This is a genomic window from Edaphosphingomonas haloaromaticamans, from assembly GCF_001853345.1.
Classification (GTDB): Bacteria; Pseudomonadota; Alphaproteobacteria; order Sphingomonadales; family Sphingomonadaceae; genus Sphingomonas_E; species Sphingomonas_E fennica.
Genome location: NZ_MIPT01000001.1, coordinates 1,852,760 through 1,877,312 on the forward strand (window position 1 = coordinate 1,852,760; position 24,553 = coordinate 1,877,312).

Consider the following 24,553-nt stretch of genomic DNA (forward strand, 5'->3'; position numbering starts at 1 on the left):
CTCGCAGCGGATCGCAGCCGATTCGCGGGGTAGGTCCCACGAAAAAAAGTGCGGGTCCGGGCCGTCGGAACCGCACTGCCTGCGTCTGGTAGAACCTCGCCAAACTCCCCATTCGTCGCGGCCTGTGCGCAAAGCAGGCCGTGTCCCGGAAGCGGACGAAGCGGCCTTCCCCTCCCAAGGCGGGTCGAAAAGGCCGTGAAATCCGTATGGGGGCTATATAGGGCGGCTGTTGGATTTCGCCAAGGGGTTTCACCGCACCCGTTTGCCGGCATGGCCGATTAGCGGTTTCGCCCGGCGCTTCATTTGGATAGCCATGGTCGCGAAGGCAAGTGGCCGGTCGGATGAAGGTGAGGCGGGTGAAGGGCGATATCAGGAGTGGCGATCTGGCGCGGGACGAAGCCGGCTGGCGGCCGGACTGGTCGCGCGAGCGGCGCCGGCGCTGGTCCTGGACGCCCTCGCGCGCCCTGATCGGCAGCATTCGCGATTATCAGCGGGCGGCCGCCCGGCACGGGCCGTTCGCGGCGATCGCGCGGCGATCGGCCATCCTGCGCCATCGCTTCTGGAGCGTCGTGACCGGGGCGGATATTCCGCTCAACGTCTCCATCGGCGGGGGAATGCTGCTGCCGCATCCCAACGGCGTGGTCATCCATCCCGAGGCGGAGATCGGCCCCAATTGCTGCCTGTTCCAGCAGGTGACGATCGGCAAGCGCGGGCCGGGCGGCGCGCCCAAGCTGGGCTGCTGGGTGGAGGCCGGCGCGGGCGCCCGGATATTGGGCGGCGTCACGATCGGCGATCACGCGCTGATCGGCGCCAACGCGGTGGTGCTTTCGGACGTGCCGCCGCGCACGATCATGGTCGGCGCGCCGGCGCGGCCGGTGGGCGTGAGGGACGAGGCGGAACTGCGCGGTCGCGAGCAGGAGACGCTTTAGGTCGCGTCCGGCGGCTTTGCCCGTCATAAGGATCAGGCGGCCCGCTGGCGGGCGTGGAATGGGGATGAGAGGATGGCGCTGCGGCTGAACACGGCTTCCGGGGGCGGTAGGCGCCAGGCCCGCGCCGGTATCCTGGTCGGCATCGCGACGGCGGCGCTGGCGGCGGGCGGGCTCGGCGCGGCGCTGCTGATCGGCGGCGGCGGGGATGCGCCGGCCGCGCCCGTCGCGCCCGGCCCGGTGCCGCCCACCACGCTCGGCCTCAACCTGGCCGGCCTCAGCACCTGGGGCGGCGAGCGCACCTTCATGAACCTCGCGATCGGCGGGGGCTGGGCCAGCGAGATCAAGGGGCAGCGCGGCTGGAAGAAGATCGATGCGACGCGCCTCAATGCCGCGGGCATGCCTATTTCGCTTCAGGACGGCGAGGTCATGCACCGATCGCTGGCGATACCCGAGGGCGTCTATGGCGCCAATGCGGTCCGCATCCGCTGCACCTGGCAGGGGAAGGGCAGCCTTGCCCCCGGCGGCGGCGCGCGCAACGCCTCGCAATCGGGCAATGCCTTCGATTTCGACTGGCCGGGCAGCAACGGCGGCAAGCCCAAGGGCGCCTGGATATCGCTGAGCCGGATCGACGCGGCCGATCCGGTGCGCGGGATCGATTGCCGGGAGAAATCGGCCTCGCCGACGGCCCTTTTCGCGCCGGCTTTCCTCCAGTCGCTTTCGGGCTTCAGCCTCGTCCGCTTCCTCGACTGGCAGAAGGTGAACGGGAATGCCGAGGTGAGCTGGGCCACCCGCGCCACGACCGGGAGCCTCGAGCAGAACGGGCCGGCGGGGCCTGCCGTGGAATATATGGTGGCGCTCGCCAACGAGGCGAAGGTCGATCCCTGGTTTCACATGCACTGGAATGCGGACGAGGATTATGTCCGCCGCTTCGCCGAATATGTGCGGGACAATCTGGCGCCCGGCCGCAAGGCCTATGTCGAAATGTCCAACGAGGTCTGGAACCTGGCCTTCCCCGTGACCAAGCAGGCGCAGGCGGAAGGGCTGAAGGAGGGGCTGGACAGCGACCAGTATCGGGTGATCGTGCTCCGCTATGCCGAAAAGGCGACGTGGATGAACAGGATCTGGACCGACGTGTTCAAGGCCGATCCCGGCCGGCTGGTCCGCGTCGTCGCCACCCAGAATGCCGGGCCGCAGGGGACGGAGGCGGTGCTGGGCTTCCGCGACACCGCCAAATTCGTGGATGCCGTGGCGACGGCGCCCTATTTCGGCAACTCGACCTTCCGGGGCGAGCGCGCGACGATCCTCGATCCGGCCAACATCTTCGCCTATCTCGACAAGGACGTCGACGCCGCCATCGGCAAGGCGCTGGCGAACAAGGCGGTCGCGACCCGTTACGGCAAGCGCTACATCGCCTATGAGGCGGGGCAGCATCTGGTCTATCCGCCGCACGCCGCCGAAGTGGCGCAGCTCAACCGCGATCCCCGGATGTATGACGTCTATCGCAAATATCTGGCGGCGTGGAAAAGCCGGGTCGGCGATACGATGACGCTCTATGCCGCCACCGGCCCCTATGGCCCGTTCGGGGCCTGGGGCCTGCGCGAATATGGCGGCCAGCCGATGGATCAGACGCCCAAGCGCCGCGCGGCGGAGGATTTCCTCGCCGGCAAATAAGGGAGGGCGAGGGGCGATGCCGGTCGTCCGCCGCCCTCCTTCCGGGCCTCAGCCGGCGGCGACGTCCACCGGCGCGCGGCCGCGCTTCACCATCAGCTTGTTGAGCGCGTTCACATAGGCCCGCGCCGAGGCGACGAGCGTGTCATGGTGCGCGCCGCGCCCGCGCGTGGTGCGGCCATCCTCCGAAAGCAGCACCGAAACCTCGGCCTGCGCATCGGTGCCGCCGGTGACGGCATGGACCTCATAGCGTTCCAGCGATCCGCGATCGTGGGGCACGAGTTCGCCGATCGCGGCGAACAGCGCGTCCACCGGGCCGCTGCCGCGGGTGGCGGCGGTCTTTTCCTCGCCGTCTATCTCCAGGGTCAGGATGGCGCGGGCCGGGCCGGTGCCGCAGTGGATCTCCACCTCCTTCACCTGGATGCGGTCGTGCCCGCGCAGCACCTCGTCGTCGACGAGGGCGACGATATCCTCGTCGAACACGGCCTTCTTGGCATCGGCCAGCGCCTTGAAGCGGACGAAGGCATCCTGGAAGGCATTGTCGCCCAGCGAATAGCCCAGCTCCTCCAGCTTGGAACGGAAGGCCGCCCGGCCGGAATGCTTGCCCATCACGAGGTTGGAGGTGGATACGCCCACGCTTTCCGGGGTCATGATCTCGTAGGTGGAGGCATCCTTCAGCATGCCGTCCTGGTGGATGCCGCTTTCGTGCGCGAAGGCGTTGGCGCCCACGATCGCCTTGTTCGGCTGCACCTGGAAGCCGGTGATGCCCGAAACCATGCGGCTGGCGCGGGTGATTTCGGTCGATACGATGTTGGTGCGCACCGGCATCACATCGTGCCGCACCTTCAGCGCCATGGCGATTTCCTCCACCGCGGCGTTGCCGGCGCGCTCGCCGATGCCGTTGATGGTCGATTCCACCTGGCGGGCGCCCGCCATCACCGCCGAAAGCGTGTTGGCCACGGCGAGGCCCAGATCATTGTGGCAATGGGTGGAGAAGACGGCGAGGTCCGCGTTCGGCACCCGGTTGATCATGTCGCGGAACATCGCGCCATAGGTTTCCGGCGTCGCATAGCCCACCGTATCGGGCAGGTTGATCGTGCGGGCGCCGGCGGCGATCGCGGTCTCGATGGCGCGGGCGAGGAAATCGGGCTCCGATCGGGTCGCGTCCTCGGCGGACCATTCCACGTCGGGGCAGAGCCCGCTGGCGTGGGAAACGGTGCGCTGGATCGCTTCCAGCACTTCCTCCGGGCTCTTGTTGAGCTTGACGCGCATGTGGAGCGGGGAGGTGGCGATGAAGGTGTGGATGCGCGGCTTCGCCGCATGGCGCACGGCTTCCCAGGCGCGATCGATATCGGCGATCGCCGCGCGGGCGAGGCTGGCCACGGTCGCCTTCCGGCACTGGCGGGCGACCTCGCTCACCGCCTCGAAATCGCCCTGGCTGGCGATGGCGAAGCCGGCTTCGATGATGTCCACGCCCATGGTTTCGAGCTGGGCCGCGACCTGGAGCTTTTCCTCGAGGTTCATCGAGCAGCCGGGCGACTGCTCGCCATCACGCAGCGTGGTATCGAAAATCAGAATGGTGTCGTTGGTAGTCACGGGGGCCTGCTCCTGTCGCAGGGTTGTCGTTCGGGGTGGTTTGCCTTGCCCTTAGACGCCGTGGCCTGAAGCCCCATGGATGGGGCCAAGCGAAATCGCGCGCCTAAGGGCGCGTAAGTCGAAGCAGGAGAAGGCCGCGGCACGACAACATGCCATGGGCCTTAACGTGGATCGGTTAACAAAGTCCAGCGCGATTCTGCGTAATATTATTGCGTTGAGGCGGGCGGCTGCCGCGATCGAGCCCGCGGTCCCGCAACCGGCGGAGGGCGCCTCGCCCCGGCACAGGCCGTTAGGGCAATCCGCTTCAGGCGACCGCATGCGCGATCTGCTGGAACAGCTCGACCACGCTCCACGGCGCGCCATCGCCAAAAAAGCGCGCCAGGTTCCGGGCGGATGCTTCGGCGGCTTCGCGGCTGCGGGGAAACAGATCAGTTTCATAAGCCGCGAGCGCGGCTTCGATGTGGTCGGGGTGGCGGATGATCGCTTTGGCCAGTTCCGCGCCGTCATGCATGGCCAGGTTGGCCCCTTCGCCGGCGAAAGGGGACATCAGATGCGCCGCATCGCCGACCAGCGTTAGTCCCGGCACCCGATTCCAGCGATGTGCGGCCGGCAGCGCATAGATCGGGCGAAGGAGCGGCTCGATCTGGCTGTCGATGATGAACGCGGTCAGATGCGGCGCCCATCCTTCGAAATGGCCCGCGACATGTGCCAGGCCGGCCCGCGCATCGCCGAAGTCGATGGTGCGGATCCAATCCTCGGGCTTGTCCAGCGCCGCATAGCCGCGCCCGGTCCCGTCCGCGTAGCGGTGGGCCATGATGCCTTTGCCCGGAGCGGCCGCAATGAGCGTGCCGCTGCCAATCGCGTCGATGGATGCCCGATGGCGCGCGCTGCCGTCGAGCAGCGCTATCTCGATGAAGCAGGTGCCGGCATAGACGGGCCTGGCATCGGAGAGGAGCGGCCGGACCTTCGACCAGGCGCCGTCCGCGCCCACGACCATATCGGCCGCGACTGTCGCGCCATCGGCAAAGATTATCATGTGGCGGCCGCGATCCGTCGCGATGGAGGTGACCTTGCGGCCCCATCGGATCGTTCCGGCCGGAAGCGACCCGATCAGCATGTCTCGAAGCTCGCCCCGATCCACTTCGGGACGGGTGGAGGCGCGATCGCCGGGGCTGTCGAACAGGATGTTGCCGTTCTGGTCGACGACGCGTTTGGCATCCTCGCCGGGGCGGACGAGGCCCTGAAATGCATCGAGCAGGCCCGCATCCCGCAATGCGCGCTGGCCATTATGTTCGTGGATGTCGAGCAGGCCGCCTTGCGCCCTCGCGCTGGCCGTTGCCTCGGCTTCGTAGATCGTCGCGGGGATGCCGTTCACGTGCAGGACGCGGGCCAGCATGAGGCCGCCCAGCCCGGCACCGACGATCGCAATCTCCTTTCGCATTTCAGCGCTCCAATTGTCGCGCCAGCGTCGATCGACGCTGGCGGCTGCCATCGACCCGACAGGTCGTCAGGCGGTTGCTTACGGAGACGCTGGCCGGACCATGCCGATCGCATGGCCGACGTATATTCGACGGCCTGGCAAGCATTTGATGCTCTGACCCGGCGGTCGTTTTTCGCGACGGCGCCGATGCTAGACCAGTCCGCCGTGTCGGACAACGCCCCGCCGAGGCGCGACGTGCCAATTTTCGAAAGATGCTGCCTCTGCCACGCCCGAAGGCAGCCGATCGCACCGCGATGGCCGCAATCGTCCGCGTGGGCCGGGCTTGAAAAAAAAGCGCCCCGGAGCCGCTGGCCGGCCGGGGCGCGCGTGGATCAGACCACTTTCAGATAATCGAGATAATCGCCGTCCGGCGGGCCATCGAGCACCGCGAGGATCGGCGCCAGCGCATCCTTGCCGAGCTGCGGGCCCGCCGCCTTGTGCGCGTCCACCGAATCCCACTTCTCGATGAAGATGAAGCGGCGTTCGTTGCCGATGTCGCGCAGCAATTCCACGCCCTGGCAGCCGGATATTGCGCGCACCTTGTCCGCCAGGTCGCGCAGCGCGGTTTCCAGCGTGGCGTCCCTGCCTTCCACGGCATTCATGATATAGTGCCTGGCGACTGTCATGGTCTTCCTCCTGTCTGCCGTCATTCCGGCGGGTTGATGGCAAGAAGCTCGATATCGAAAGTCAGCGTGGCGTTGGGCGGGATCACACCGCCGGCGCCGCCCTCACCGTAAGCCAGTTCCGGCGGGATGATGAAGCGATATTTCGCCCCCGGCTCCATCAGTTGCACGCCCTCCGTCCAGCCGGGGATCACCTCGTCCAGCGCGAAGGTGGCCGGCTCGTCATAACGGCTCGCGTCGAAAGTGGTGCCGTCCGCCAGCATGCCGCGATAATTCACCTGCACGCGATCGGTGGCGGCCGGGTGGGGGCCTTTGCCCTTCGTCCTGGCCGGGCGCAGCACCTGATACTGGATGCCGGATGCCGTCTTCTGCATCGCCGGCTGGGCCGTCGGCGCGGCGGTGGCGGGCAGGGGAAGGGCGATGGCAATGGCGGGCGCGATCAGCGCGGCAAGCGGCCTCATCCCGCCGTCGTCTCCGTCACGCTGGGATCGGCGCGGCGCAGCCGGGCGAACTCGAACACCTGCTTGCCCACCAGCTCGAGCTGGTTATTGGCGCCGGCATCGCTGCACACGCCCGCCTTGAAGATGCCGCCCGAGCTGTTGATCGCGGCGCCCAGCGGGGTCGGCCAGCCGCGCAGCGCGTGCACGATCGAACGCAGCGTGGCGAGCGTGCTGCCGGTCGCCTGCCAGCCATAGGCCGTGGCGATCAGCCCCACCGGCACGCCATCCAGATAGACGCGCGCGTCCTTCGCGGTTTCCTCCAGATAATCGATGGCGTTCTTCACCAGGCCGGAGATCGAGCCGTGATAGCCGGGGCTCGCGATGATCACGCCGTCCGCGCGGCGCACCGCCTCCACCAGCTCGCGGCCCTCGCTGGATGCGGGGCTTGCCTCGGTCATGTAATGCGGCAGGGCGGCGAGCGTCGCCGCGCCGAACAGCTTGACTTCCGCGCCGGCCCGCTCGGCCGAGGTGAGCGCGATCGCCAGCGCCTGCTCGGTCGAGGAATTGGCGCTGGCAGTGNCCCCGATTCCGACGATGAACGGCTTGGTGGCGGTCGAATCCGGCATCATTGTCTCCCTTATGGTGGCGATGCGATTGCCATGCGCCCCCGGCCTTCGCAACGTCCGAACGGACAGGGCGTGCGGCGTGGCCATCCCGCCATGGCGATGGCCTTCCGGCAAAAGAGCCCGGGCCGGGGTGACGGCGGCCGGGCTTCGGCCTACATGACGGCGATGCCCCGTCGCCAAAGCCCCGGCCTGCCGAGCCGCCAGCAGATACTGGATTTCATCGCCCAGTCCGATCAACCCGCCGGCAAGCGGGAGATCGCGCGCGCCTTCGGCCTTTCCGCGCAGGACAAGATCGCGCTCAAGGCCCTGTTGAAGGACATGGCCGACGAAGGGTTGATCGACAGCGCCCCCGGCCGCGCCTTCCACAGGATGGGCGGGGTGCCCAAGGTCACGGTGCTGCGCATCGTCGACGTGGATGGGGACCAGCCGATCGCGGTTCCGGAAAGCTGGCAGGCGGAAACCCCGCCGCCACGCCTCCGGGTGCAGGAGCGCGGCCGCCGTTCCGCGCTGGGGCCGGGCGATCGCATCCTCGCCCGCACCGAGGAGAAGGGCGCCGGCTGGATCGCCCACCCGATGAAGAAGCTGGCACGCGGCGAGGAGCTGGTGCTGGGCGTGCTCCATGCCGAGGGCGATCGGCTGTGGCTGAAGCCGGTCGACAAGCGGGAGAAGCGCGACTGGCCGGTTTCGGATGCCGGCGAGGCTGAGCCGGGCGATCTGGTGCTGGCCGAAAAGACCGGCCGCCCGCCGCGGATGACGGTGAAGGTGAGCGAGCGGCTGGGCGATCCTTTCGCGCCGCGCAGCTTCAGCCTGATCGCGATCCACAAGCACGGCATTCCCAACGCCTTCGCGGTTGAAACGATCGAGGAGGCCGAGCGCGTCGCCGCGCTGCCGCTGGGCGATGGGCGCGAGGATCTGCGCGCGCTGCCGATCGTCGCCATCGATCCCGCCGACGCGCGCGACCATGACGATGCGGTGTGGGCCGCGCCCGACGACGACCCCGCCAATCCCGGCGGCTTCCGCGCGATCGTCGCCATCGCCGACGTCAGCTTCTACGTCCGCCCCGGCGGCCGGCTGGACAAGGAGGCCCGCAAGCGCGGCAACAGCGTCTATTTCCCCGATCGCGTGGTGCCGATGCTCCCCGAGACGCTGAGCGCGAACATGTGCTCGCTGAAGGCCGGGCAGGATCGCGCGGCCATGGCCTGCCACCTGACCATATCGAAGGACGGCAAGCTGGTCGCCTGGCGCTTCACCCGCGCGCTCGTCCGCATCGCGGCCAACATCGCCTATGAGGATGCGCAGGCGGCGATCGATGGCGATCTCGTGGGCGATCCCTTCCCGAGGGAGCTTGTGGAAGGCGCGCTCCGCCCGCTCTGGGCGTGCTGGGCGGCCCTGGCCCGCGCCCGCGACGCACGCGAGCCGCTGGACCTCGACCTGCCCGAGCGGCGCGTGGTGCTGGACGAGAAGGGGCGCATCCTTTCGGTCGCCCCGCGCGAGCGGCTGGATGCCCACCGCCTGATCGAGGATTATATGATCGCCGCCAATGTCGCCGCCGCCAAGGCGCTGGAGGCGAAGAAGGCGGAGGTGATGTATCGCGTCCACGAGCCGCCGAGCCGCGAAAAGCTGGTCGCGCTGAAGGATTATCTCAAGACCTTCGGGGTCGAGTTCGCGCTGGGGCAGGTGATCCGCCCGGCCACCTTCAACCAGCTTCTGGCTCGTATCGGCGAGGATGTGGATTTCCGCCCGCAGGTGATGGAACAGGTGCTGCGCAGCCAGACGCAGGCTTATTACGCGCCCCGCAATGCCGGCCATTTCGGGCTGGCGCTGGGCAGCTACGCCCATTTCACCAGCCCGATCCGCCGTTATGCCGACCTGATCGTCCACCGATCGCTGGTGGGCGCCTATGGCCTCGATCCCGATGCGAAGGCGACGCGGCTGACGGCGGAGGACGCCGCCGCGATGGAGCGGTTGGGCACCGCGATCAGCCAGGCCGAGCGCCGCGCCATGGAGGCGGAGCGCGAGACGATCGACCGCTATGTCGCGGCCTATCTCGCCACCCATGTCGGCGACCTCATGGATACGCGGATCACCGGGGTGCAGAGCTTCGGCTTCTTCGCCACGGTGGAAGGGCTGGGGGGCGACGGGCTGGTGCCGGTATCCACGCTGGGGGCCGAGCGCTTCCGTTACGACGAGGCCGCGCAGGCGCTGGAGGGCGAGGAATCCGGCGATCGCTATACGCCCGGCATGAAGCTGAAGCTGCGGCTGGTGGAGGCCAATCCGATCAGCGGCAGCCTGCGTTTCGAGCTGGCCGAAGGCGCCAGCCACATGCCCGTGCGCCGGGGCGGCAAGGACAGGCGCGTGATGGGACGGCGCGGACGGCCCGGCAATATCCGCCATCAGGGACGGGGGCGCTGAAAGAGCCGTTTGAAGATGCGGAAAGGCGCATTTTGTCTGGGCGCCGGCCTTCGCGGATTTTCGAACGATGTGGGCAGTGTGGGCAAATGCGGACCACGGCCGCTTTGGGAGTTTGTGGGCCGATTGTCGCCCTTCGTTCGGAAGGTCGAGCGGGGGAACAGGCGTTGAGGATGTGACTCGCTCTGTGGGCAGGCGAGTATTTCAGCCGGCCCGCTTCACATCGGGCAATTTGTAATTGCCGTTGAGGATCGGTTCGGTCGGCACGTAAGTTCGCATCAGCAGGGCGAACTGGTCGTCAGGGGCAGGGAGCCAGTTCGCCTTGCCCTCGGTGTCCGTGGGCTCCTCGTGCGAGAGGATCAGTGTCAGCGAGCCATCATCGGCGAATTTAAGCTCGTTCGCGTCGAGATTGACCCGGCCGATATTGTTTCGGTCGTTCGGGCTCCGTGCCAGCATATAATAATCCCGGTCATACATGGTGAGCGACCAGAAACCGCCGCGGGCTGGATCGACCGGTGGAAGCTGACCCTTCTCGAACCGGATCGCATAGCGATAGCGGCCCTGCAACAGCGCGCCATCAGCGTCCGTGCCGCGGATGAAGTAGATCGCCTCGTGATAATCGTTGACGTAGATATAGATCACCGCGGCGAGTGCGCGACCGAACCAGTCGCTACCCCAGACGCCGCTATTTTCCTGCCGCTGCCAGCCGTTTCCGGCGTCGACGCCGACCTGATCATAGCGAGCGGCGGCGTGCAGTTCGGCATCGGCGGCGAGCGCCACGCGGTCGAGCAGCGTTCGCCATTGATCGGATGATTTACGCAGGGCGAGCAATGCGCGCGCCTGTTCCGCCATGGGCGCATCGTCCGGCCCGACAACCGGGTTGGCATCGAGCATTTTTTCCAGATCGTCCCAGAACTTTCGCGCATCGACCGGGCGAATGCGCAGCAGATCGGGATCTCGTTCCAGCATTTCTGCGGTGACGCCCGCCGGATAGACCTTGTTGCGCGCGCTGGCCTCGCAATCGAAGGTTTTGCGTTCGGGTGCGTCCTCACTCAACGGATAGACGCCGATCTGGTTGAGCACGCGACGCGCCCTGGCTTTGTCCTCTGGCGAATGGGCGGTGAAGCTGCGTCCGAACAGCCCGGCCACGGCGGTTGCCGAATGCAGCACATCGATGAAGCCATCCGGCTTCTCGCCCTGCCAGCCGGGCCCTACCAGCAGAAGCTTGCCGCCGGGTGTGTATGAGGCCGAGCCGAGTTGATGCGTCACGGTGGTGAAGATGTCGACGATCTGTATCGTCCAGTAATGACCGGGCGGCACATCGACGGGCGTCTGGATCACCAGCGGTTCGACGCTGAGGTCGGCAAAGCTGACGCCGTAGATGGTATCCGCATTAGGGGTGACGACCTTGCGCTGGGCCGGGGACATATAATCGTCGAGATAGCCCATGCGGTTTTTGGGGGCGCCGGGGAAGAGGCCCATCGTCGCGCCCGGACCGGCTTCCTTCATGACGTCCCAGGAGCTTGTTCGCCCGAAGCCATCCACTGCGGGATAGCCCCAATAATAGATGATCCGGGCGAGCGATTCGACATAGGCCTGGTAGCCGAGGCTGGCGGGGATGCCGGCTCCGTTCTTCAGATCGGGATGCGCCGGCATGAACTGGCGTGTGACATAGGGGATGTCCGTCATGGCAGCTCACCTCGATCTTCCGGGGCGAGGTTAGATTGCCCTCGATGGACTAACCATCGGGACATACCCGCAAACGAAGCTCAGGAAATTCGCGGTGGCGCGCGCGATCAAGGTGCCATGCCGCCAACGCTGCGGGAGGGTCGGCGCCCTCCGGATGGGCGTGGCCCCATTCTCGCACGGTCCCGAAACAATATTGACGCAATGATGCGCGTGGGGGCGGGGTTTGGCACCGTTCCAGCTTGCTCCGCGCGTGTCTCCTGCTATAGACCCCGCCGACCGGCGGTCCCTGCGGGCGTGGCGGAACTGGTAGACGCGCTGGATTTAGGTTCCAGTATCGCAAGATGTGGGGGTTCGAGTCCCTTCGCCCGCACCAGATTCCGCGACATGTTCGCGGAGTGCGCCAAACGAAATTCAACCCGGAAGGCTCTGGAAGAAACCCGATGCAGACTGTCGAGACTTTGAACGAGGGGCTGAAGCGCGCCTACACGCTGACGATTTCGGCCAAGGACATTCTCGCGCGCGTCGACGCCGAGGTGAAGCAGGTCGCCCCGCAGATCCGCATGCCGGGCTTCCGGCCGGGCAAGGTGCCGGCGAACCTCGTCAAGAAGATGCACGGCCCCGCGCTGGAGCAGGAAGCGCTGAACAAGGCGGTTCAGGAAGGCGTGCAGTCGCTGATCGTCGAGCAGAAGCTCCGTCCGGCCGTGCAGCCGGCCGTCGAGCTGGACGAAGGCTATGCCCCCGGCAAGGATGCCGAGGTGAAGATCAGCCTGGAAGTGCTGCCCGACGTTCCCACCCCCGCGATCGAGGGCCTGAAGCTCGAGCGCCTGACGGTGGAGCCGACCGAGGACGAGATCGCCGCCGCCGTCGATCGCATCGCCTCGCAGCAGAAGAGCTATGACCCGGCCGCCGAAGGCCATCCGGCCGTGGAAGGCGACCTGGTCGTCATGAACTTCGCGGGTTCGGTCGCCGGCAAGCCGTTCGAAGGCGGCACCGGTGAGGCGATGTCGATCGAGATCGGCTCCGGCCGCCTGATCCCCGGTTTCGAGGACCAGCTGATCGGTATCAAGCAGGGCGAGGCGCGCAGCGTCGTCGTGACCTTCCCGGCCGACTATCCGGTCGATTCGCTGAAGGGCAAGGAAGCGATCTTCGAGGTCGAGGTGACCGAGCTGAAGACGCCGAAGGAAACCAAGGCGGATGACGAATTCGCCAAGGGCCTGGGCCTGGAGGGCATCGATCAGCTCCGCGATCTGCTGAAGGGCCAGATCGAGCAGGAACTGAACGGCCTGACCCGCACCCACATGAAGCGCAAGCTGCTCGACCAGCTCGCCGCGAGCCACGACTTCCCGGTGCCGCCGTCGATGGTCGAGGCCGAATTCGGCCAGATCTGGGCGCAGCTCGAGCATGAAGCGAGCCACGAGGCCGACCCGGAAGCCGCCCGCGCGGAGATGGAGAAGGATCGCGCCGATTATCAGGCGATTGCCGAGCGCCGCGTGCGCCTGGGTCTGCTGCTGTCGGAAATCGGCCAGCAGAACGGCGTCGAGGTGAGCCAGCAGGAAATGCAGCGCCTGATCATCCAGGCCGCCCAGCAGTATGGCCCCAAGGATCGCGAGCGCTTCATCCAATATGTCCAGCAGGACCCGATGGCGGCCGCGCAGCTCCGCGCTCCCCTCTATGAGGACAAGGTCGTCGACTTCCTGTTCGACAAGGCCGAGATCAGCGACCGCGCCGTGACCCGCGAGGAGCTGGAAGCCGCGATCGAGGCGGATGACGACAGCATCGGCAGCGGCCATGTCCACGGCCCCGGCTGCGGCCATGATCACCACGATCATGACCATGATCACGACCATGCCGAGAAGCCCAAGGCCAAGAAGGCTGCGACGAAGAAGGCAGCCACCAAGGAAGATGAGGCCCCGGCCGAAGCCGTGACCGAGGAAAAGCCCGCCAAGAAGGCGCCGGCGAAGAAGGCCGCCGCCAAGAAGGCGGACGCTCCGGTGGAGGAAACCGCCGAGGCTCCGGCCAAGCTGAAGAAGGCTCCGGCCAAGAAGAAGGCCGCCGAATAAGGCCTTGCCGGTCAGATGAACGAAGAAGGGGGGCGGAAACGTCCCCCTTTTTGTTTTCTGATGGGGTGGGTTGGACCGGAGCGCGCGAGGCTGGCGACCTGTGTTCGGCGGCTTGGGTGGGCGCGCAAGCCCATGCCCATGCCCGCAACGCCAAGTGAAACGGCGAACCCGAAACGTCATGCCAGCGCAGGCTGGCATCGCGAGCGGTTCAAGCGGCTCCTTCCCTTCGGAGCTGCTCGGTCCGTTTCCATGTGCGCGGCAGACGCGGCATAAATGTCGAGACGATGCCAGCCTGCGCTGGCATGACGCTTGATGGTGAGGGGCTGGTTCGAGGTTGCCGCTCCTCGATACGTCAGCGCACGATCGATCCGGATCAGGTCCGGGGTGACGGAGCTTCGGGTTCGGGTGGCGTGCGGCCATGCCGATTCCACCCGATATGATGCCCATAAGGATAGGGTGGCCTTCCTTATGGCTGATATGCCTTATCGCCTTTGCGCCGGCCGGCGAAGGCGACTGGACTCGGGCTTTATCCGAATCCGGGGATGCGATGATCGCGGCAGGATCGCTTTCCGACAGGGAGCGCATCAATTCGGTGCGGGGGCTCGCCTGCCTGCTGCTCGTCGCCTTTCACAGCGTGACGAGCGCGACCGAGGCGATGGGGCATGGCGATCGGACGCTTTCGCTGATCGCCGAGCAGGCGTTCCTTTCCATCCGCATGCCGCTGTTCAGCATGATCGCGGGGTGCATCTACGCCATGCATCCGGTGGCGCCGGGCGGCTATGCCCGTTTCGTGCGGAAGAAGGGCTGGCGCATCCTCGTCCCCTGCATTTTCACCACGATCATCCTGATCCTGGCCAAGAACATGCTGGGGCGGCGCGCGCCGTGCGACACCGATTGCATGCTGGGCCATCTGGTCCTGCCCTATGAACATCTCTGGTTCCTGCCGGCGATATTCTGCGTGTTCGTGGCGGCGGCCGCGCTGGACGTGTTGTTCCCCCAGCAGCGCCGCCGCGCGACGCTGATCGCGCTGGCGGCGGCATGCCTGCTTTTCTTCAGTCCGCTGCGGCAGATCCAGGCTTATGCCATCGGCAACGCCTTCTATCTGGCGCCCTTCTTCTTCGGAGGGGCGGCGATCTACCTCTTTCGGGATGAGATCACGCCGCGGATGGCGCGGGGCTGGCCGTGGCTGCTGGCGGCGACGATCATCGTCTATGCCATCAACTTCATGCTTATGGCGCGGGGCATGAGCAGCGGGCGGGATTCGCCGGCGGCGCTGGCGCTGGGCCTGCTCGCCTGCGGGGGGCTGCTGATCTTCTTCCCCCGGATCGGGCTGCTTGCGCGGATCGGCGTCTATTCCTTCACCATCTACCTCTATCATTTCGTCTTTCTGTCGCTGGCGAACCGCATCGGCTTCGATCTGTTTTCCGTCACAGTGATCGGGATCGTGCTGGGGCTGGCGGGGCCGATCCTCGTCGAGGTGGCGATGATGCGATTCGCGCCCGCGCTGGGCTTCCTGATCGGCCAGCCCCGGCGGCGGCCCCGCTCGGAACCCTCGCTGGCGCTGAGCGGCGGGGGGTGAGGCCGGCCGGAAATCGGGATCGCCGGGCTAGAGACATTTCAACCTTTGCCCATTAGAGACGCGGCCCATGACATTCGAGGCCGCCCCAACCCGCATCGCGGTGATCCTGCCCTGCTATAATGAGGCCGCCGCCATTGCCGGCACCGTCGCGGCATTTCGCGCCGCGCTGCCCGATGCGGTCGTCTATGTGTATGATAATAACAGCACGGACGGGACGCCCGCCGTCGCCGAGGCCGCGGGCGCGATCGTCCGCACGGAGCGGATGCAGGGCAAGGGCCATGTCGTCCGCCGCATGTTCGCCGACGTGGAGGCGGACGTCTATGTGATGGCGGACGGAGACGCGACCTACGATGCCTCCGCCGCGCCGGAGATGGTGCGCCTGCTGGTCGAGGAGCGGCTGGACATGGTGGTCGGCGCGCGCAAATCCGAGGTGGAGGCCGCCTATCGCCGGGGCCACCGGCTGGGCAACCGGCTGCTGACGGGCATTCTCGCGCGCATTTTCGGGCGCACTTTCAGCGATATATTGTCCGGCTACCGCGTCTTCTCCCGCCGCTTCGTCAAGAGCTTCCCGGTGCTTTCCGAAGGGTTCGAGATCGAGACCGAGATCAGCGTCCACGCGCTGGAGCTGCGCATGCCGGTGGCGGAGATCGTCACCGCTTATGGCGCGCGGCCGGAAGGATCGGCCTCCAAGCTTTCCACCTATCGCGACGGCTGGCGCATCCTCAACACGATCCTGACCCTGTTCCGGATCGAGCGGCCGGTGGTCTATTTCGGGGTGGTGGGCGCGGCGCTTGCGGCGCTTGCGGTCATCCTCGCGATCCCGCTGGCGATCACCTATGCGCAGACCGGCCTCGTCCCCCGCATGCCCACGGCGCTGCTTTCCACCGGCCTCATGATTCTCGCCTTCCTGAACGGCTTTTGCGGCATCATCCTCGATACGGTGGTGCGCGGCCGGCGGGAGGTGAGGCGGCTGGCCTATCTGGCGCTGCCGGCGCCGGGGGCGGGCGGCGAATCCCGGGCGCGCGCCTAATCCCCTTGAACTCGGCTCCGCGAACGCCGATGTTGCGAAGGCTAGAGAGGCACAAGGACCAAGATTTTCCCATGCACAATCCGTTCGAGACCGGCCAGTTCGCTCCTCCGGGGTATCGTGTCGACCCGATCACCGGCGCGCTGGTGCCCATCGTGATCGAACAGTCCAACCGCGGCGAGCGTAGCTTCGACATCTATTCGCGGCTGCTGCGCGAGCGGATCATCTTCGTGACCGGCGCGGTGGAGGACCATATGGCCTCGATCATCACCGCCCAGCTCCTGTTCCTGGAGGCGGAGAATCCGAAGAAGGACATCTTCATGTACATCAACTCGCCGGGCGGCGTGGTGACGGCGGGTCTCGCGATCCACGACACCATGCAATATATCCGCCCGCGCGTCGGCACGGTGTGCATCGGCCAGGCCGCCTCGATGGGCAGCTTCCTGCTCGCCGCCGGCGAACCGGGCATGCGCATCGCGCTCACCAACTCCCGCATCATGATCCACCAGCCGTCCGGCGGCGCGCAGGGCATGGCCAGCGACATCGAGATCCAGGCCAAGGAAATCCTGCGGATGCGCCATCGCCTGAACTCGCTCTATGCGAAATATACGGGCAAGTCGCTGGAAGCCATCGAGACCGCGATGGACCGCGACAAGTTCCTCGAGGCCGATGAGGCCAAGGAATTCGGCCTGATCGACGAGGTGTTCGACAAGCGTCCCACGCCGGCCGAGGAGGCTGCGGCGGCTTAAACTGTTTCTACGGCGGGCGGTGGCAGATTCGGCATTGCCCGCCGGGAAAAAGCGGGTTTAGGATATCCGCGCTGCGAACGGCTGGCGTTTCCCGGCCGAAGGAAAGAAGTATGACCAAGCTGAGTGGCGGCGATTCAAAGAGCACTCTCTATTGCTCGTTCTGCGGGAAATCGCAGCATGAGGTGCGCAAGCTGATCGCCGGCCCAACCGTGTTCATCTGCGACGAGTGCGTCGAGCTGTGCAACGACATCATCCGCGAGGAAACGAAGTCGGCCCTCGTCAGCAAGAAGGATGGCGGCGTCCCCAGCCCGCAGGAAATCTGCAAGGTGCTGGACGATTATGTGATCGGCCAGAGCCAGGCGAAGCGCGTGCTCTCCGTCGCGGTCCACAATCATTACAAGCGGCTGGCCCATGGCGCCAAGGGCGCCGAGGTGGAGCTTGCCAAGTCCAACATCCTGCTCGTCGGCCCCACCGGCTGCGGCAAGACGCTGCTTGCGCAGACGCTGGCCAAGACGTTCGACGTGCCGTTCACCATGGCGGATGCGACGACTCTGACCGAGGCGGGCTATGTCGGCGAGGATGTGGAGAACATCATTCTCAAGCTGCTCCAGGCGTCCGACTATAATGTCGAGCGGGCGCAGCGCGGCATCGTCTATATCGACGAGATCGACAAGATCAGCCGCAAGGCGGACAACCCCTCCATAACCCGCGACGTTTCGGGCGAGGGCGTGCAGCAGGCACTCCTGAAGCTGATGGAAGGCACCACCGCCTCCGTGCCCCCGCAGGGGGGGCGCAAGCATCCCCAGCAGGAATTCCTGCAGGTGGACACGACGAACATCCTGTTCATCTGCGGTGGCGCCTTCTCCGGCCTGGAGAAGATCATCGGCGATCGCCTGCAGGGCAAGTCGATCGGCTTCGGCGCCTATGTGGCCGCGCCCGAGGAACGCCGCACCGGCGAGGTGCTGCGCCAGTGCGAGCCGGAGGACCTGCTGAAGTTCGGCCTGATCCCCGAGTTCGTCGGCCGCCTGCCGGTGATCGCGACGCTGGAGGACCTGGACGAGCCGGCGCTGGTGAAGATCCTGGCCGAGCCGAAGAACGCGCTGGTGAAGCAGTATCAGAAGCTGTTCGAGATGGAGGACGTGAAGCTGGGCTTCACCGACGAGGCGCTTTCGGCCATCGCCCGCAAGGCGATCGAACGGAAGACCGGCGCGCGCGGCCTGCGATCGATCCTGGAAGGCATATTGCTGGACACCATGTTCGACCTGCCGTCGATGGACGGGGTGGACGAGATCATGGTCGACAAGGATGTGGTCGAGGGCCGCAAGGAGCCCGTCCGCGTCTTCACCAAGAAGGGCAAGGAAGCCAGCCCGGCGGCCTGACGCCGGCAGGCTCCACACCTGATAAAGCGATTGCCGCCCGCGAGGATGCCCCGCCGAGAGGTTGGGCAGCTTCGCGGGCGGTTCGTTTTGGGCGGGTGGTCGTCCGGGCGATGCTGATGCTTGCGCTGCGCTTCGCTCGCCACTTTCGCAAGCTGGAGCAGCGCGTCCCACGCCTCCTCCCCGGATGCGGCCGGCCTGATTGAGCCGATAGCTCCCGACACAATGGATTAGCTGCGCTGGCCTACGGCTCCCGCCTTCGCGGGAATGGCGAGTGTGTTGCGGAGGCGGTTTGCCCCCGCGGTGGCGGCGGCCTTTACAGTCGCAGCCCCGCCGTTTCGCCCAGGCCACACATCAGGTTGAGGTTCTGGACGGCGGCGCCGGCCGCACCCTTGCCGAGATTGTCGAGCGCGGCGACGAGGCGGAGTTGGCCGGTGGCGGCGTTGCCGAACACGTAGAGTTCCAGCCGATCGGTGCCGGCCGCCTGCTCGAGCGTGAGGAGCGCCTGATCGCCGGCCGTTTCGACATGGACGACCGGGCTGCCGCGATAGGCCTCGACCAGCGCATCGCGCACGTCGGCGAGGCCGCCCTTCAGCCATAGCGGGTGCAGCGGCACCTCCACCAGCATTCCGCGATAGGTGCGCGCCACCGCCGGCAGGAAGATGGGCGGATGGGCAAGGCCCGCATGACCCTGCATTTCCGGCACATGCTTGTGGCCGAGACCGAGGCCGTAGATGCGGAAGGCGGTGTCGGTGGCGTCGGGCACATGGGCATGCTCGAACGCGGCGATCATCGACTTGCCGCCTCCCGAATAGCCGGACGTGGCGTTGACCGAGAGCAGCGCATCCGCCGCCAGCAGCCCTTCGCGGACGAGGGGGCGCACCAGGGCCAGGAAGCCCGTGGGATAGCAGCCCGGATTGGACACGCGCGTGGAGGTCGCCAGTTCCGCCCGGCGGCCGGGCTCCACCTCGGCGAAGCCGTAGGTCCAGCCCGGCGCGGTGCGGTGCGCGGTGGAAGCATCGATCACCCGCGTGGTATCGTTGGCGATCAGGGCCACCGCCTCGCGCGCGGCATCGTCCGGCAGGCAGAGGACCACCGCATCGGCGGTGTTGAGCATCTCGGCGCGCGCATCGGCATCCTTGCGCCGGTCCTCGGCGATGTGGAGCAGCTCCACGTCGCTCCGGTCGGCCAGCCGCTCGCGAATTTCCAGGCCGGTGGTGCCGGCCGCGCCGTCGATGAAGACCTTCACTGTCATGGCAATACTCTCCGCCGCGAAAGGACGGGCTTTTCGTGTTCAGGTTGCAGCCGGGCGATCACATCGGCCAGCGGCTCGCGGACGACGGCCATCCAATGGGCGTTGGCGTGCACCAGCGTCTCGCCGTCCGCCATCAGCCCGACATGGCCGGGGAAGAATATCAGGTCGCCGCGTCGCAGCGCCGCGCCGTCCGCGATCTCCTCGCCAATCGCTTCGGCCTGCTGATCGGTGTCGCGGGGCACGGCCAGCCCGCATAGCGCGAAGGCCGTCTGGACGAGGCCCGAGCAATCGACGCCGTCGCCGCCGCGCCCGCCCCAGCGATAGGGCTGGCCGAGCAGCCGTTCGGCGACGGCCACCACATCCTGTTCGGCGGCGGCGATGGCGCCGGCATGGCGCGAATGGATGAAGCCGTTTTCGGCCCTGAGGAACGCGCCTTCCGCCGTGGCGGCGAAGCGGCTGCCCATCGGCAGCGTCGCGACGACCGGGGACTTGATGTCCGCATCGGCGAACACCAGCGCCGAGGCCGCCCGCACGACATGATCGGGCTCCGCACCCATATCGCCCAGGACGGCGGCGGGCAGATAGCCGACATAATGATCGTGCAGTCCATAGCCCCAGGCCCAGCCGCCCTCGCTGTCGATCACGGCGAAGCCTTCGCCGAACAGCAATTGGGATACGGCGCGGGCATCATCCGAAGGGCCTTCGCGGAGCGCCACGGACGGCACGGCGACGCGCGCCTGTTCGGCCTCGGCATAATGGGGGGCGAAGACCCGGTCGGCCAGCGCGATATCGGCAATGTCCTTGCGGACGGCGTAGATGCGCGGATCGAGCCGGACGCTCGGCCCCGTCAGGCGAAAGCGTTCAGCCCGCGGAGCCGCCGGCGTGCCGATGCTGGTGCGGCTCTGGCCGAGCCGCGATGAGGCTTGCGAAGCTTGCAAGGAATTCCGCTCCCTTGTCCGTGCGCGCGACGAATATGTTGCGCCGGTCGGACTCGTCCCGTTCGCGGCGCAGATAGCCGAGGCTGCCGAGCGTGTTCAAGGCGCGCGTTACGACGGGCTTGGAAACACCGAGCAATTGGGCGAGGCCGCGGACCGTATGTGGCCCGGGGGCAAGGTAAACCGCCAGCAGCAGCGCCATCTGGCGGTTGGTGAGATCGGGACTGCCCGATCGGACATAACGCACCAGGGCGTCCATCCAGTCGGAGAGTGCTCTGTCCGTCACCGGGACTCCTCGTTGCAGGCGGGGGCGGGGATCGGCCCACATCCGCAACAACCAGCCAGCGCCCTGCTGGTTTCATCCCATCGTCACGGCAGCGTAAAAAAATTGCGGGTCGCGGGGACGCAGCGTGCCGCGTGAGCGTTGGTTTGAAAATTCGCCCCGGCGAATTCTGGCGCAAACGCCGGCAAGCCGATTTGCAGATGCCGCCTATCCGCCGAAACGGGTCCGCAACATCTCCCACGCGGCGCGCAGGCCCAGCGCGTCGCCGCCGCGCGGGCGGCCGGGCTTGGCGGACGGGCGCCAGGCGAAGGTATCGAAATGCGCCCAGGGGATGGCGGCCGGCACGAACTTTTGGAGGAACAGGGCCGCCGTTACGGAGCCCGCCATGCCGCCTTCGCCGGCATTGTTGATGTCGGCGATCGTGGATTTCAGCATGTCGGCATAGCCGGCCCATAGCGGCATCCGCCATATGGGATCGGAAACGGCGGCGGCGGCGGCGATCAGGTCGTCCGCCAGCCTGTCCTCGTTGGCGAACAAGGCCGGCAGGTCGGGGCCGAGCGCCACCCGCGCCGCGCCGGTGAGCGTCGCGAAATCGATGATGACCGCAGGTTCCTTCTCGGCCGCCAGCGCCAGCGCATCGGCCAGCACCAGCCGTCCCTCCGCATCGGTATTGCCGATCTCGACGGAGAGGCCCTTGCGGCTCCTGAGGATGTCGCCCGGGCGGAAGGCATCGCCGGAAACCGCATTCTCGACGGCCGGGATCAGCAGGTGCAGCCGCACCGGCAGGCGCGCCTGCATGACGAGCGAGGCGAGCGCCAACGCATGCGCCGCGCCGCCCATGTCCTTCTTCATCAGCAGCATCGCCGAGGAAGGCTTGATATCCAGCCCGCCGGAATCGAAGCACACGCCCTTGCCGACGATGGCGATGCGGGGGTGGGCGGGATCGCCCCATTCCAGCTCGATCAGCCGTGGCGCGCGCTCGCGGATGGCGGCGCGGCCGACGGCGGCGATCATCGGGAAGCCCTGGGCCAGCGCGTCGCCCTGGGTGACGGTGAAGTTGGCGCCGTTGGCGTTGGCCACAGCCTCCGCCGCATGGGCAAGCTCCGCCGGCCCCATGTCGGCGGCGGGCGTATCGACCAGATCGCGGACCAGCGCGACGGCGCCGGCGATGCGCACCATATCGTCGATGCGCGCGGGATCGGCGGTCAGCAATATCCGTTCGGGAATGGGCTCCGCCTCGCCGCGATAGCGATCGAAGCGATGATGGGCGAGCAGCCAGCCCAGCGCCGCCGGCCCGGCATCGCCTTCCGCCAGCCGATAGGTGCCCGCCGGCAGCCGCGCCGCCGCGCCGGCCAGATCCCACGGCCCTGTTTCCTCGGGCAGGCCCAGCGCGACGGCCCAGTCATCGGGCTTGGCGCCGGGGATCAGCGCGAACTGGCCGGCCTTGCCCTTGAACAAGGCGGCTTCCAGCGCGCCGCGCGCGCGTTCGGGCTGGCCGGCGAACCATTCGTCGAAGCCCGATTTGCGGACGGTGTAGAGGAGGTGGGCGGGCTGCCCGCGATCGGGCTGCAGCAGGGGCGCGAAATCCGTCATGACGCCTTCCTAGCCAATAAAATGGCGGCGCGCGAGACGGGCTTCCACGCCTTGCCCCACGCTTCAGGCGCCGGGCAGCGCCCCGAACAGGTCGTGATCGTCGGCATCCTCGATGACGACGCTGACGATGTCGCCGGGCTTCAGGTGGCCCGCATCGCGCAGATGGACCTCGCCGTCGATCTCCGGCGCATCGGCCTTGGACCGGCCGGTGGCGCCGCCGTCCTCGGCATCGACCGCATCGATGATGACGTCGAGCGTGCGGCCGATCTTCGCGCGCTGCTTGGCAGCGGAGATGGCGGCGGTCTTCTCCATGACCCGGGCGTAGCGCTCTTCCTTAACCTCTTCCGGCACCGGATCGGGCAGCGCATTGGCGGCAGCGCCCTCGACCGGCTCGAACCGGAAGGCGCCGACGCGGTCGAGCTGGGCTTCGTCCAGCCAGTCCAGCAGATACTGGAAGTCCTCCTCCGTCTCGCCGGGGAAGCCGACGACGAAGGAGGATCGGACTGCGATATCCGGGCAGATGGCCCGCCACGCCTTCAGCCGTTCCAGCACCTTGGCCTCGTTCGCCGGGCGCTTCATCGCCTTCAGCACCTTGGGGCTCGCATGCTGGAAGGGAATGTCGAGATAGGGGAGCACCAGCCCCTCGGCCATCAGCGGGATGACCTGATCGACATGGGGATAGGGGTAAACGTAGTGGAGCCGCACCCAGGCGCCCAGCCTGCCCAGCTCGCGGGCGAGATCGGTCATGTGCGCGCGGACCTCGCCGCCCTTCCAGGCGCGGGGCTGGTGCCGGATGTCCACGCCATAGGCCGAGGTGTCCTGGCTGATGACCAGCAGTTCCTTCGTCCCGGCCTGGACCAGCTTTTCCGCCTCGCGCAGGATCGCGTCGGGCCGGCGGCTGACGAGATCACCCCGGATCGAAGGGATGATGCAGAAGGCGCAGCGATGGTTGCAGCCTTCGGAAATCTTCAAATAGCTGTAGTGACGCGGGGTCAGCTTCAGGTCGCGTTCCGGCACCAGGTTCAGAAAGGGGGAAGGGGGCACGGGCGCGGCCTCGTGCACGGCGCCGACCACCGCTTCATACTGGTGCGGGCCGGTGACGGCGAGCACGCCGGGGAAACGCTGGCGGATCACCTCCGCTTCATTGCCCATGCAGCCGGTGACGATCACCCGGCCGTTTTCCGCGATCGCCTCGCCGATCGCCTCCAGGCTTTCCTCCTTGGCGGAATCGAGGAAGCCGCAGGTGTTCACCAGCACGACATCGGCATCGTCGTAATTGCCGGACATTTCGTAGCCGTCCGCACGCAGCTTGGTGAGGATGCGTTCGCTGTCCACCAGCGCCTTCGGGCAGCCGAGCGAAACCATGCCGACCTTCGGCGCGGAGGGGAGTGTCGTTGTCATGAGCGCGCGCCACATAGTGGATCGCGAGGCATTTTGCGAGAGGGGGAGCGATTTCGCCGTGCTGCGGCGCAAAAATTTATCGAATCTCAACCATGGTCAAGGTTTGTGCCGGTTGGGTCCGTCTTGTGACGCGACAGGTGTTCAACCCCCGTATCCCGCGAATTGAGGAGGGCGCAATCGCATGGGGCGTGTAGCGTTTGGAGTTAGTAAATGGAACGGCCCGAGGCCATCAAGAAGGAGGCTGAACGAGCCCGCCGTATAGCGGCGCTCTCTCATAATCAAAGCGTTGTCAAGATCTTGATCGATTATGCCGAGGAACTGGAACGCTGCCTGGAGCAGTGCCGGGACAAGGCCGGATCGGTCGGATAAGAGGAAATATATGAACCGGTGCCGTCAGGGCCGGGGGCGTCGGGGCTTGATCTCGACGATGACATCCCCGGCCCTGAGCTCCGACGCGGCGTCGTCCCAGGCGCCGTGGGGCTTGCCGTCGCGATAGATGCGCAGGCCAAGGCCCGTGGCGATGCTCGACAGCGGCCGCCCGATCTCCTCCGCGGTGACGGGCCGTTCGTTCAGCGCTACCCTGCCGTCCGCCGCGGCAAGATCCGCCATATATTCGGCGATGTGCGACCCTTGAGTCGATCCCGCCAGCAGCAGCCCCGCGAAACTCACCGGATTGATGACCGTGGTGGCGCCCGCCTGCCGCGCGAGGGCCTCGTTATCCTCCGAACGGATCACCACGCTGATCGGCAGGTCGGGCGCCAGGCTGCGCGCCGTCAGCACGATCAGGATCGACGTGTCGTCGCGGCCCGCCGATATGATCATTGCGCGGGCGCGC

Annotated in this window: 21 protein-coding genes and 1 tRNA gene; 10 read left to right on the forward strand and 12 right to left on the reverse strand. The window is 67.0% G+C overall.

From position 1 onward, the window contains the following. The first annotated feature begins 356 nt into the window (after positions 1-356). Positions 357-929: a serine O-acetyltransferase gene (locus BHE75_RS25195; protein WP_302622702.1), complete on the forward strand. Its 573-nt coding sequence runs from the start codon at positions 357-359 to the stop codon at positions 927-929. 72 nt (positions 930-1,001) lie between these two features. Further along, positions 1,002-2,600: a hypothetical protein gene (locus BHE75_RS08445; protein ID WP_015460162.1), complete on the forward strand. Its 1,599-nt coding sequence runs from the start codon at positions 1,002-1,004 to the stop codon at positions 2,598-2,600. Positions 2,601-2,648: 48 nt separating this feature from the next. Here BHE75_RS08445 and BHE75_RS08450 read toward each other — a convergent pair whose 3' ends face one another. From BHE75_RS08450 to BHE75_RS08470, 5 genes are all read right to left on the reverse strand, one after another. Continuing rightward, the gene (locus tag BHE75_RS08450; protein WP_070933606.1) at positions 2,649-4,193 is read right to left on the reverse strand and encodes a 2-isopropylmalate synthase; all 1,545 of its coding nucleotides are present in this window, start codon (positions 4,191-4,193) and stop codon (positions 2,649-2,651) included. A gap of 304 nt (positions 4,194-4,497) precedes the next feature. Then, positions 4,498-5,634, reverse strand: coding sequence for an FAD-dependent oxidoreductase (locus tag BHE75_RS08455; RefSeq protein WP_070933607.1), 1,137 nt, complete (start codon positions 5,632-5,634; stop codon positions 4,498-4,500). A gap of 371 nt (positions 5,635-6,005) precedes the next feature. After that, positions 6,006-6,299: a putative quinol monooxygenase gene (locus tag BHE75_RS08460; protein ID WP_070933608.1), complete on the reverse strand. Its 294-nt coding sequence runs from the start codon at positions 6,297-6,299 to the stop codon at positions 6,006-6,008. A 20-nt stretch (positions 6,300-6,319) separates the two neighbouring features. Continuing rightward, entirely contained in the window at positions 6,320-6,757 is a 438-nt protein-coding gene (locus tag BHE75_RS08465; protein WP_070933609.1) for an FKBP-type peptidyl-prolyl cis-trans isomerase, read from the reverse strand. Beyond that, positions 6,754-7,362 carry an NADPH-dependent FMN reductase gene (locus tag BHE75_RS08470; protein ID WP_070935647.1) on the reverse strand — a complete coding sequence of 203 codons (609 nt, stop codon included), beginning with the start codon at positions 7,360-7,362 and terminating at the stop codon, positions 6,754-6,756. The genes BHE75_RS08465 and BHE75_RS08470 overlap by 4 nt, the downstream gene beginning before the upstream one ends. A 156-nt stretch (positions 7,363-7,518) precedes the next feature. Here BHE75_RS08470 and BHE75_RS08475 point away from each other — a divergent pair, with 156 nt between their 5' ends. Further along, positions 7,519-9,774 carry a ribonuclease R family protein gene (locus BHE75_RS08475; protein WP_438830583.1) on the forward strand — a complete coding sequence of 752 codons (2,256 nt, stop codon included), beginning with the start codon at positions 7,519-7,521 and terminating at the stop codon, positions 9,772-9,774. Between the two features lie 201 nt (positions 9,775-9,975). Here BHE75_RS08475 and BHE75_RS08480 read toward each other — a convergent pair whose 3' ends face one another. Continuing rightward, on the reverse strand, positions 9,976-11,460 hold the full coding sequence (locus BHE75_RS08480; RefSeq protein WP_070933610.1) for a DUF1254 domain-containing protein: 1,485 nt from the start codon (positions 11,458-11,460) through the stop codon (positions 9,976-9,978). Positions 11,461-11,748: 288 nt separating this feature from the next. Here BHE75_RS08480 and BHE75_RS08485 point away from each other — a divergent pair. From BHE75_RS08485 to clpX, 6 genes are all read left to right on the forward strand, one after another. Further along, positions 11,749-11,833: transfer RNA gene (locus BHE75_RS08485), tRNA-Leu, on the forward strand. A 67-nt stretch (positions 11,834-11,900) separates the two neighbouring features. Continuing rightward, positions 11,901-13,520, forward strand: a complete 1,620-nt coding sequence (gene tig, locus BHE75_RS08490) for a trigger factor (protein WP_070933611.1) — start codon at positions 11,901-11,903, stop codon at positions 13,518-13,520. Between the two features lie 547 nt (positions 13,521-14,067). Then, on the forward strand, positions 14,068-15,099 hold the full coding sequence (locus BHE75_RS08495) for an acyltransferase family protein (protein ID WP_070933612.1): 1,032 nt from the start codon (positions 14,068-14,070) through the stop codon (positions 15,097-15,099). 67 nt (positions 15,100-15,166) lie between these two features. Then, positions 15,167-16,129 (forward strand): glycosyltransferase family 2 protein, encoded by a 963-nt coding sequence (locus tag BHE75_RS08500; RefSeq protein ID WP_070933613.1) that lies wholly within the window; start codon positions 15,167-15,169, stop codon positions 16,127-16,129. Between the two features lie 71 nt (positions 16,130-16,200). Then, a complete protein-coding gene (gene clpP / locus BHE75_RS08505; RefSeq protein WP_015460173.1) occupies positions 16,201-16,875 on the forward strand; it encodes an ATP-dependent Clp endopeptidase proteolytic subunit ClpP in 675 nt (224 codons plus the stop codon). A 110-nt stretch (positions 16,876-16,985) separates the two neighbouring features. Then, complete coding sequence (gene clpX / locus BHE75_RS08510; RefSeq protein ID WP_015460174.1) at positions 16,986-18,254, forward strand: ATP-dependent Clp protease ATP-binding subunit ClpX; 1,269 nt, start codon at positions 16,986-16,988, stop codon at positions 18,252-18,254. A gap of 313 nt (positions 18,255-18,567) precedes the next feature. Here the strand turns inward: clpX and argC are convergent, their stop codons facing one another. The 5 genes from argC to rimO form a co-directional block, all read right to left on the reverse strand. Further along, entirely contained in the window at positions 18,568-19,506 is a 939-nt protein-coding gene (gene argC, locus BHE75_RS08515; RefSeq protein ID WP_070933614.1) for an N-acetyl-gamma-glutamyl-phosphate reductase, read from the reverse strand. Next, the gene (locus BHE75_RS08520) at positions 19,503-20,444 is read right to left on the reverse strand and encodes a C40 family peptidase (protein ID WP_254684400.1); all 942 of its coding nucleotides are present in this window, start codon (positions 20,442-20,444) and stop codon (positions 19,503-19,505) included. The genes argC and BHE75_RS08520 overlap by 4 nt, the downstream gene beginning before the upstream one ends. Next, a complete protein-coding gene (locus BHE75_RS08525; RefSeq protein ID WP_041864980.1) occupies positions 20,368-20,700 on the reverse strand; it encodes a MarR family transcriptional regulator in 333 nt (110 codons plus the stop codon). Before BHE75_RS08525 ends, BHE75_RS08520 begins: the two co-directional genes overlap by 77 nt. A 231-nt stretch (positions 20,701-20,931) precedes the next feature. Beyond that, a complete protein-coding gene (locus BHE75_RS08530) occupies positions 20,932-22,317 on the reverse strand; it encodes a leucyl aminopeptidase family protein (RefSeq protein ID WP_070933616.1) in 1,386 nt (461 codons plus the stop codon). Positions 22,318-22,380: 63 nt separating this feature from the next. Next, on the reverse strand, positions 22,381-23,718 hold the full coding sequence (rimO, locus tag BHE75_RS08535; RefSeq protein WP_070935653.1) for a 30S ribosomal protein S12 methylthiotransferase RimO: 1,338 nt from the start codon (positions 23,716-23,718) through the stop codon (positions 22,381-22,383). 210 nt (positions 23,719-23,928) lie between these two features. On the opposite strand from rimO, the gene BHE75_RS24420 reads away from it, so the two are divergent. Beyond that, complete coding sequence (locus BHE75_RS24420; protein WP_170112671.1) at positions 23,929-24,087, forward strand: hypothetical protein; 159 nt, start codon at positions 23,929-23,931, stop codon at positions 24,085-24,087. A gap of 24 nt (positions 24,088-24,111) precedes the next feature. Here BHE75_RS24420 and BHE75_RS08540 read toward each other — a convergent pair. Continuing rightward, the coding region (locus tag BHE75_RS08540; protein WP_191225167.1) for an NAD-binding protein at positions 24,112-24,553 on the reverse strand (442 nt) is incomplete at its 5' end.

Bases quoted from the DNA above. Each gene is read 5' to 3' on its own strand.
- BHE75_RS08525 (WP_041864980.1), bottom strand. From the start codon at position 20,700: ATGGACGCCCTGGTGCGTTATGTCCGATCGGGCAGTCCCGATCTCACC.
- BHE75_RS08465 (WP_070933609.1), bottom strand. From the start codon at position 6,757: ATGAGGCCGCTTGCCGCGCTGATCGCGCCCGCCATTGCCATCGCCCTT.
- rimO (WP_070935653.1), bottom strand. From the start codon at position 23,718: ATGACAACGACACTCCCCTCCGCGCCGAAGGTCGGCATGGTTTCGCTC.
- argC (WP_070933614.1), bottom strand. From the start codon at position 19,506: ATGACAGTGAAGGTCTTCATCGACGGCGCGGCCGGCACCACCGGCCTG.
- BHE75_RS08530 (WP_070933616.1), bottom strand. From the start codon at position 22,317: ATGACGGATTTCGCGCCCCTGCTGCAGCCCGATCGCGGGCAGCCCGCC.
- BHE75_RS08475 (WP_438830583.1), top strand. From the start codon at position 7,519: ATGACGGCGATGCCCCGTCGCCAAAGCCCCGGCCTGCCGAGCCGCCAG.
- clpX (WP_015460174.1), top strand. From the start codon at position 16,986: ATGACCAAGCTGAGTGGCGGCGATTCAAAGAGCACTCTCTATTGCTCG.
- clpP (WP_015460173.1), top strand. From the start codon at position 16,201: ATGCACAATCCGTTCGAGACCGGCCAGTTCGCTCCTCCGGGGTATCGT.
- BHE75_RS08460 (WP_070933608.1), bottom strand. From the start codon at position 6,299: ATGACAGTCGCCAGGCACTATATCATGAATGCCGTGGAAGGCAGGGAC.
- BHE75_RS08500 (WP_070933613.1), top strand. From the start codon at position 15,167: ATGACATTCGAGGCCGCCCCAACCCGCATCGCGGTGATCCTGCCCTGC.
- BHE75_RS08480 (WP_070933610.1), bottom strand. From the start codon at position 11,460: ATGACGGACATCCCCTATGTCACACGCCAGTTCATGCCGGCGCATCCC.
- BHE75_RS08445 (WP_015460162.1), top strand. From the start codon at position 1,002: ATGGCGCTGCGGCTGAACACGGCTTCCGGGGGCGGTAGGCGCCAGGCC.
- BHE75_RS24420 (WP_170112671.1), top strand. From the start codon at position 23,929: ATGGAACGGCCCGAGGCCATCAAGAAGGAGGCTGAACGAGCCCGCCGT.
- BHE75_RS08495 (WP_070933612.1), top strand. From the start codon at position 14,068: ATGATCGCGGCAGGATCGCTTTCCGACAGGGAGCGCATCAATTCGGTG.
- tig (WP_070933611.1), top strand. From the start codon at position 11,901: ATGCAGACTGTCGAGACTTTGAACGAGGGGCTGAAGCGCGCCTACACG.
- BHE75_RS08455 (WP_070933607.1), bottom strand. From the start codon at position 5,634: ATGCGAAAGGAGATTGCGATCGTCGGTGCCGGGCTGGGCGGCCTCATG.